Below are 234 nucleotides of genomic sequence, written 5' to 3'. Positions count from 1 at the left end.
GGTCCGAAGATCCCCCACTTTCAACCTTAGTTCGTATGCGGTATTAGCGTAACTTTCGCTACGTTATCCCCCACTCTAGGGTATGTTCCGATATATTACTCACCCGTTCGCCACTCGCCACCAGACCGAAGTCCGTGCTGCCGTTCGACTTGCATGTGTAAGGCATGCCGCCAGCGTTCAATCTGAGCCAGGATCAAACTCTTCAGTTTAATCTCTGTTACTTGTTTCCATTTC

The 234-nt window shown here is 49.6% G+C and carries 1 rRNA gene; it reads right to left on the bottom strand.

Annotated elements, in window-relative coordinates:
- Positions 1-209: ribosomal RNA gene (locus tag H8K52_RS20960) — 16S ribosomal RNA — on the bottom strand; the annotation flags it as partial.
- Positions 210-234 lie beyond the last annotated feature (25 nt).

The organism is Affinundibacterium seohonense, from assembly GCF_014284305.1.
Lineage (GTDB): Bacteria > Pseudomonadota > Gammaproteobacteria > Burkholderiales > Burkholderiaceae_D > Undibacterium > Undibacterium seohonense.
This window is presented reverse-complemented; position numbering and strand designations above follow the sequence as displayed.